Raw genomic sequence first — 7,581 nt, forward strand, 5'->3', positions numbered from 1 at the left:
CCGTTGTGTCGGATAGATCGACGTAACGGCACATTCGCTCATGCCCCGCTGATCACCGCGCCGGCTGTGCGGCCGCCGCGCGCGCCGTGATCTCGCCGGCGCGCGTGGCAGCGGCCGGGTTGCCTGCGATGGACCAGTTCACCGGATCGACCTCGACGATCTGTCCGCGCACCAGATCCCGCTGCGCCCCAAGGATCTCGACGATCAGATCGGTGAATCGCGCCGCCAACTCCTGGCGCTGCTCGATCGGGCGTCCGGCGAGGACGATCGCGGTGAAGTAGGGGGCCGGGGTGCCGCCGTCGGCGATCACCGTCCCGGCCGTCGCGGCGTCGTCCGGGTCGTACCGGACGACGAACGCCCGCACTCGCTCGATCGGGGAGTCGAGGACCTCCGCGTAGCAGCGGCTCGCGTCGGCGAGCAGCCGACGTCGTTGCTCGGCAGTGTAGGCGCCGTCGACGAGATGGAAGTGTGCAACGGGCATGGCCGCTCCTTTGTGACGTTTTGGGGTACAGATCTAGTGGACGCCGTGACTATTGGACTCCGTGACTATTGGACTCCGTGCCGGGTCCCGCCGTCGACGGTGAGGACGCTTCCGTGCAGCACGGCGGCCTCGGGGGCGAGCAGCATCTCCAGAGTCCAGCCGATCTCGTCGAGGGTCGGTAGCCGGCCGAGCGTGGTCTTGGCGCGGTAGCGGTTCCAGATCTCGCCGGGGTCGCGGCCGGTCTCGGCGGCTTCGGTCTCGACGAACTTCCGCAGCCGTGGCGTGTCGACAGGCCCCGGCGCGATGGTGTGGGTGGTGACGCCCTTCGGGCCGTACAGCGCGCTGAGCTGGCGCATGAGGTTGAAGACCGCGGCGTTCACCGTCCCCGGCCCGGCGTCGAGCGGGCCGGGTTCGAGTCCGAGCGACCCGGCGATCGTCACGAAACGCGAACCCGGCACCAGGTGGTCGCGGACGGCGTGCAGCAGCCGCACCAGCCCGCCGACCTTGATGTTCGCGCCGACCGCGAAGTCTCCCGGCGCGATGGTGTCGGCCGAGCCGCGCACCGGAAGTCCGGCCGCGAACACGGCCATCCGCACCGGTGCGTCGACGTGGGCGGCGATCGCCTCGATCGCGCTGTCGTCGGCGATGTCGGCGACGCACGGGACGATCAGGTCGTCCGAGGCCGCCAGCTTGTCGAGGTCGTCGGCGTTGCGGGCGACGGCGATCACGCGAAGGCCGCGACGGGCCAGGCGACGGGTGAACTCGGTGCCCATCGCACCGGTCGCGCCGACGACGACACACACTGAGGACGAAGTCATACCTGTGCTCCCTCTTGCCGTTGTGGAACGCCCGGACGATCCGCGCAGTAGCGGGACGGGCGATTGGTCGTTCGGCCGCGATCGACGCGCCGAACAGAAATCCGCCCACGCAAGATGCCGTGGGCGGATTCCGGTCTGCGGAGCGAATCCGATTCTCCGGCCGTTTCAGCCGCGCAATCGGAGGGTGACCGCGCGGGGTTCGGTGAAGAATTCGCGCGAGTACTGGCCGCCTTCGCGGCCGAGGCCGCTGGCGCCTTCGCCGCCGAACGGCAGGCGCAGGTCGCGTTCGAAGAACGTGTTGATCCACACGGTGCCGGCCTTCCAGCGGGCGGCCATCCGGTGGGCCCGGTCCAGGTTCTGGGTGAACAGCATCCCGGCCAGGCCGTAGGGGGAGTCGTTGGCGATGCGCAGGGCCTCCTGTTCGGTGTCGAAGCCGAGGACGGTCTCGACCGGGCCGAAGATCTCCTCGCGTGCGGTGCGGGAGTCGTTGGTCAGCCCGGTGATCACGGTGGGCGGGTAGTAGAAGCCGCCGGCGCGGGCCTCGTCGGTGAGGCGGGCGCCGCCGGTGACGACCTTGCCGCCTTCCTCCTGGGCGAGTTCGACGTAGCCGTGCACCTTGTCGAGGTGGCGTTGCTCGATGAGCGGGCCCAGGAAGTTCGACGGGTCCTTCGGGTCGCCGACGGTGAGCGTGTTCGCCTGCTCGGTGAACCGGGCCAGGAACTCGTCCATGATGCTGTTGTGCACCAGCAGCCGGGACCCGGCCAGGCACACCTGTCCGTTGCCGCCGAAGATCGCGCGGATCGCCATCGGCACGGCGACGTCGAGGTCGGCGTCGGCGAAGACGATGTTCGCGGACTTGCCGCCCATCTCCGCCGAGACCGGGGTGTGGTTGACTGCCGCGGCCTGCAGGATCTTCACGCCCGTCGCGCTCGAGCCGGTGAAGGTGATCCGATCCACCCGCGGATCCGAGGTCAGCGGCCCGGCGACGGCCTCACCGCCGAACCCGTGCACGACGTTGAGCACGCCCTCGGGCAGTCCGGCCTCGAGGGCGAGTTCGGCGAAGCGGTGCGCGGTCAGCGGGGTCTGCGGCGCCGGCTTGAGCACCGCGGTGTTACCGAAGGCCAACGCGGGGGCGATCTTCCAGGTGGCCAGCATCAGGGGTGCGTTCCACGGGCTGATCGCCGAGACCACACCGGCCGGCGGGTAGAGCACGTAGGACAGCAGGTCCCCGTCGGGGTAGGCCTCGTTGGCGGCCATCGCGACGTAGTCGGCGAAGAACCGCAGATTGTGGGCCACGCGGGGGATTTCGGCGTGCAGCGACTGGTTGATGCTCTTGCCGCCGTCGCGGGTCTCGAGCAGGGCGAGTTCCTCGCGGTGGGCGTCGACCGTGTCGGCGACCGCGTGCAGGATCTTCGCGCGCTCCTTCGGGGACAGCAGCGGCCAGGGGCCGTCGTCGAAGGCGGTGCGGGCGGCGGTGATCGCCGCGGCACCGTCCTCGGCGGTGCCCGCGGGCACGACCCCGAGCAGCGCCCCGTCGTGGGGGTCGCGGGACTCGAAGGTGGCCCCGTCCGACGCCGGCTTCCATTCGCCGCCGATCAGGTGCCGGACCTGCGTCACCGACGGCGTGTTCTGGGTCTGTGTCATGGCAGTCTCCCCGGGTCAGACGCCGGCTCGGGCCGGCAGTTCGTAGGTGCGGCCGGCCAGTTCGGAGGCGACATCGACGATCATGTCCTCCTGCCCGCCGATGACGCCGCGGCGGCCGAGCTCGAGCAGGATCTCGCGGGTGGAGAGGCCGAACTTCTTCGCGGCCCGCTTGGTCGGGTGGAAGAACGTCGAGTACACCCCGGCGTAGCCGAGGATCAGGGCGGTCTCGTCGACGATCTGCGGTTCGGTCATCAGCGGGGCGACGACGTGCTCGGCGGTGTCGATCAGCGGGAACAGCTCGACCCCGGTGTCCCAGCCGGCCCGCTCGAACGCGGCGGCGAGCACCTCGGTCTGGGCGTTGCCGGCGCTGGCGCCGAGCCCGCGCAGCGACCCGTCGATGAACGTCGCCCCGTGCTCGGCCGCGGTGAGCGCGTTGGCGATGCCGACCCCGAGATTGTTGTGAGCGTGGAAACCGATGTCGGCGGAGATCGCCTGCCGCAGGGCCGCGACGCGGTCGCCGGCGTGCCGGGGCACCATCGCGCCGGCGGAGTCGACGACGTAGACGACGTCGGCGCCGTAGGAGTCGAGCTTGGCGGCCTGCTCGGCGAGCGGTTCGGGCTCGAGCTTGTGGCTCATCATCAGGAACGTCATCACGTTCAGGCCCTTGTCCTTGGCCCACTCGACGGGCTGCTGGGCGCAGTCGGCCTCGGTGCAGTGCACCGCGACGCGCACGGTCTTGATGCCGGCGTCGATCGCGCCCTGCAGTTCGGCGAGGGTGGCGATGCCCGGGACGTACAGCACCGCGATGTCCGCATCGTCGACGGCGTCGACGGCGGCACGCACGTACTCGGGGTCGGTGGCGGCGGCGAAGCCGTACTGGATCGAGGAGGCACCGAGGCCGATGCCGTGGGCCACCTCGATGGTGGGGATCCCGGCCCGGTCGAGGCCGCGGGCGATGTCGGCGACGTTGCCGGGGGTGAACCGGTGCGAGACCGACGACATGCCGTCGCGCAGGGTGGTGTCGACGAGGGTGACCTTGCGGCGCCCGCCGGGGGTGCCGGGGGTGTGGGTGGTGTCGGTGGTGCTCACTGGGCTGCTCCCTGGACGAGGCTGCGCTGCGCCATGACGTCGGCGACCTGCACGGCGGCGGCGGTGATGATGTCGAGATTTCCGGCGTAGGTGGGCAGGAAGTCGCCGGCGCCGACGACCTCGAGCATGACCGTGACCAGGTCGCCGTCCACATCGACCAGACGCAACGTGTAGCCGGGGACGTACTGCTGCACCTTGGCGACCATCTCGACCACGGCGCGTTCGATCGCGTCCGGGTCGGGGTGGCGGACCCTGGCGTAGACGGTGTCGCGCATGTTCATCGGCGGCTCGGCCGGGTTGATCACCGAGATCGCCTTGGCGCGGTCCGCGCCGGCGACCTGCGCGAGTGCCCGGCCGGTCTTCTCGCTGAATTCGCTGAGGTTCTGGCGGGTGCCCGGGCCGGCGCTGTGCGAGGCGATCGCGGCGACGATCTCCCCGTAGTAGGCGTCCGCGGCCTGGTTGATCGCGTACAGGATCGGGATCGTGGCCTGACCGGCGCAGCTGACCATGTTCACGTTCGGTGCGTCGAGGTGTTCGGTGAGATTGACCGCGGGCACGACGTACGGGCCCACCGAGGCGGGCGTCAGGTCGATCGCGGTGATGCCGGCCGCGGCGTACCGGGGTGCGGCCGCGGCGTGCACCCTCGCCGAGGTGGCCTCGAACACCACGTCCGGCAGCTCGGGCCGGGCCAGGAGCCACTCGAGCCCCTCCGCGGACGCCTCGAGGCCCTCCCGCCGGGCCCGCTCGAGTCCCTCGCTGGCCGGATCGATGCCGACCATGTACACCGGCTCGACATGCTCGGACCGCAACAGCTTGTACATCAGGTCCGTCCCGATGTTCCCGGATCCGACGATCGCGGCTTTCAATCGACTCATCTGTGGGCCTTCCCTCCAGTGTCGGGGTGATGCTGCCGACGCTAGGGGCGATCCCCTGGTAGACGGCGGGTGATCCGGCGGTACCGGACACGCCCGGCCGTGATCCGATCGGTGTTCGGCTATCCCGAACAGCGCTGACGGAAGCGCCGGCACCCCCGCAAGCTCGTGACATCCACCACAACCGGAGCAGCAAGCCCGGCCAGCGGAGATCAGGAGTAGCCATGACCGACCCCACTGCCCGTTTCGACATCGCGCACCTCGCCCGTGCCGAACTGTTCACCCCCAGGCCGCAGGAAACCCTCGACTTCTTCACGAAGTTCCTCGGCATGTACGTCACGCATCGGGAGGGGCAGTCCGTCTACCTGCGTGGGTACGAAGACCCGTACCAGTGGAGCCTGAAGGTCACCGAGGCGCCGGAAGCCGGCATGGGCCACGCCGCGCTGCGCGCCAGTTCGCCGGAGGCGCTCGAGCGCCGCGTGGCGTCGCTGAAGCAGGGCAACGTCGAGGGTACGTGGAGCGAGGACCAGTTCGGCTACGGCAAGACCTTCGAGTTCCAGTCCCCGGACGGTCACAACCTGCAGTTGCTGTGGGAGGTGGAGAAGTACGTCGCCCCGCAGGAACTGCAGAGCAAGATCCTCTCGCGGCCGTCGAAGAAGCCGCTGTCGGGGATTCCGGTCAAGCGGATCGACCACCTCAACCTGATGGCCTCGGATGTCACCCCGCTCAAGGACTCGTTCGAGCGGCACCTCGGATTCCGCACCACCGAACGCGTCGTGGACGGCAACGTCGAGATCGGCGCCTGGATGAGCTCGAACCTGCTCGGCCACGAGGTCGCCTGCATGCGGGACATGACCGGCGGCCGCGGCAAGCTCCACCACCTCGCGTTCTACTACGGCACCGGCCAGCACCTTGCCGATGCGGTCGAGATGTTCCGCGACTACGACATCCAGATCGAGGCCGGCCCCGACAAGCACGGGATCACCCAGGGGCAGTTCCTCTACGTGTTCGAGCCGGGCGGCAACCGCATCGAACTGTTCGGCGAGGCCGGTTACCTGCACCTGGATCCGGACGCCGAGACCAAGACCTGGCAGATGTCCGATATCGACACCGGTCTCGCGGTCGGCGGCGCGAAGCTGCCGTGGGAGACGTACTTCACCTACGGCACCCCGAATCCGCTCGCACTCGATCAGCACATCGAGAAGTTCTCGCACTTCGGTCCGGGCGCTCCCGTCGACGACCCGGAGGTGAGTGCCGCGGAACGCGCGGTTCCGGACGAAATCGACCATTCCCGAGCGGTTTCGGGATCCCCGGTCTGAGCCCTGGCCTTCTGCGGGTGCGCACCTCCCGCGCCGGTCTCCGGCGTGCCGCGACGAGAGGTGCGCACTCGCGTGTCAGCCGGCGTCCGGGAACGTCACCTCGAGCGCCGCGAGCTGCCCGGGATCCGACACCACCTCGATCTCGACGATCGCGTCGTCTTCGATCGTGAAGGCGAACACCGTGCGCGGACGGCCGCCCGGCGCCCATGCGGCACCGGGCATTCCGTCGACGAGCACCGTCCGGGCGGCCTGGGCGCGGCCGTCGAAAACCTTTGCGACGCTGTGGGGTCCGTGAAGCTCGTGCGCGAGCGCCGGTGCGCCGTGAGCCGCGCCGGCACGGGCCGTCGCCACGGCGACGTCGTCCGCGCGAAGGACCACGTCCGGATCGAGCAGGGCCAGCAGGTCGTCGAACCGTCCCTCCCGCGACGCGGCGAGGAACGCGTCGACGAGGCGACGGCGGCGCATCAGGTCGGCTCGTGGGGCGGTCGCGCCCTGGATGCGCCGCCGCGCGCGGCTCGCGAGCTGGCGGGTGGCGGCGGGGGAGCGCTCCACGATCGGGGCGATCTCGTCGAACGGGACGGCGAACAGGTCGTGCAGCACGAACGCGAGGCGTTCGGCCGGGGCGAGGGTGTCGAGCACGACGAGCATGGCCACACCGACCGAATCGACCAGTAGTGCAGCGCTTTCCGGAACGTCGCGCGGGTCCGTCGACCCAGGTTCGGGACGGTCGGGCTGATCGAGGGGGACCTCCCGGCGCGAGCCCCGGGAGCGCAGCATGTCCAGGCACACCCGGCTCACCACCGTCGTCAGCCAGCCTCCCAGGTTGGCGACCTCGTCGGTGCCGGAGCGGTGCAGGCGCAGCCAGGCCTCCTGCACGGCGTCGTCGGCCTCGCTCGCCGAGCCGAGCATGCGGAAGGCCACCGCCCGGAGATGGTCCCGATGTGCCTCGAACTGTTCGGCGGGGAAGGCGCCGCCGGGGTGGGCCGAGAAGTTTCCGTCGCTCATGTCGTCACATTCTGTCGTCGGGATCCGTCATGGCTGTGACGAACGCACGACCCCGGATGTGACAAGGAGACGATCATGAAGGCTCGAATGACGAATCCCGCGCTCGTTCTGCCCGACGCGGTGACGGCGTTGCAGGCACTGGGGAACGCCGCCGACGGTGGCGGGCTGCCGGCGCGCACCACCCACCTCGTGCATCTGCGGGCGAGCCAGATCAACGGATGCAGCGTCTGTGTGGACATGCACCCGCGGCTGGCGAAGAAGGACGGGGAGACCGACAAGCGGCTGTTCGCGGTGGCGGCGTGGCGCGAGGCGCCGTACTTCACCGATGCCGAGCGGGCGGCCCTGGCGCTGAC

8 protein-coding genes are annotated in these 7,581 nt (G+C 70.1%); 2 read left to right on the top strand and 6 right to left on the bottom strand.

The features are described from left to right. Nucleotides 1-52 precede the first annotated feature (52 nt). The 5 genes from CQZ88_RS11880 to CQZ88_RS11900 form a co-directional block, all read right to left on the bottom strand. Nucleotides 53-481, bottom strand: coding sequence for a tautomerase family protein (locus CQZ88_RS11880; protein ID WP_006933894.1), 429 nt, complete (start codon nt 479-481; stop codon nt 53-55). A gap of 65 nt (nt 482-546) precedes the next feature. Beyond that, the gene (locus tag CQZ88_RS11885) at nt 547-1,299 is read right to left on the bottom strand and encodes an SDR family NAD(P)-dependent oxidoreductase (RefSeq protein ID WP_006933896.1); all 753 of its coding nucleotides are present in this window, start codon (nt 1,297-1,299) and stop codon (nt 547-549) included. Between the two features lie 165 nt (nt 1,300-1,464). After that, complete coding sequence (locus CQZ88_RS11890) at nt 1,465-2,943, bottom strand: aldehyde dehydrogenase (protein ID WP_006933898.1); 1,479 nt, start codon at nt 2,941-2,943, stop codon at nt 1,465-1,467. A 15-nt stretch (nt 2,944-2,958) separates the two neighbouring features. Then, nucleotides 2,959-4,032: a 4-hydroxy-2-oxovalerate aldolase gene (gene dmpG, locus CQZ88_RS11895; protein WP_006933900.1), complete on the bottom strand. Its 1,074-nt coding sequence runs from the start codon at nt 4,030-4,032 to the stop codon at nt 2,959-2,961. After that, entirely contained in the window at nt 4,029-4,907 is an 879-nt protein-coding gene (locus tag CQZ88_RS11900) for an acetaldehyde dehydrogenase (acetylating) (RefSeq protein WP_102799791.1), read from the bottom strand. Before CQZ88_RS11900 ends, dmpG begins: the two co-directional genes overlap by 4 nt. Before the next feature lie 221 nt (nt 4,908-5,128). On the opposite strand from CQZ88_RS11900, the gene CQZ88_RS11905 reads away from it, so the two are divergent. Continuing rightward, the gene (locus CQZ88_RS11905; RefSeq protein WP_006933903.1) at nt 5,129-6,223 is read left to right on the top strand and encodes a VOC family protein; all 1,095 of its coding nucleotides are present in this window, start codon (nt 5,129-5,131) and stop codon (nt 6,221-6,223) included. A 75-nt stretch (nt 6,224-6,298) separates the two neighbouring features. On the opposite strand, the gene CQZ88_RS11910 is transcribed toward CQZ88_RS11905, so the two are convergent. Continuing rightward, entirely contained in the window at nt 6,299-7,228 is a 930-nt protein-coding gene (locus CQZ88_RS11910; protein WP_102799792.1) for a sigma-70 family RNA polymerase sigma factor, read from the bottom strand. A gap of 75 nt (nt 7,229-7,303) precedes the next feature. Here CQZ88_RS11910 and CQZ88_RS11915 point away from each other — a divergent pair. Then, nucleotides 7,304-7,581 (top strand): carboxymuconolactone decarboxylase family protein (locus tag CQZ88_RS11915; protein WP_258008567.1); only part of this gene is annotated, 278 nt, incomplete at its 3' end.

The sequence above is a fragment of the Rhodococcus sp. ENV425 genome (assembly GCF_002887785.1).
Taxonomy (GTDB): Bacteria; Actinomycetota; Actinomycetes; order Mycobacteriales; family Mycobacteriaceae; genus Rhodococcus; species Rhodococcus aetherivorans.

Coding starts and splice junctions, on each gene's coding strand:
- CQZ88_RS11890 (WP_006933898.1), bottom strand. CDS start 2,943: ATGACACAGACCCAGAACACGCCGTCGGTGACGCAGGTCCGGCACCTG.
- CQZ88_RS11880 (WP_006933894.1), bottom strand. CDS start 481: ATGCCCGTTGCACACTTCCATCTCGTCGACGGCGCCTACACTGCCGAG.
- CQZ88_RS11900 (WP_102799791.1), bottom strand. CDS start 4,907: ATGAGTCGATTGAAAGCCGCGATCGTCGGATCCGGGAACATCGGGACG.
- CQZ88_RS11910 (WP_102799792.1), bottom strand. CDS start 7,228: ATGAGCGACGGAAACTTCTCGGCCCACCCCGGCGGCGCCTTCCCCGCC.
- CQZ88_RS11905 (WP_006933903.1), top strand. CDS start 5,129: ATGACCGACCCCACTGCCCGTTTCGACATCGCGCACCTCGCCCGTGCC.
- CQZ88_RS11885 (WP_006933896.1), bottom strand. CDS start 1,299: ATGACTTCGTCCTCAGTGTGTGTCGTCGTCGGCGCGACCGGTGCGATG.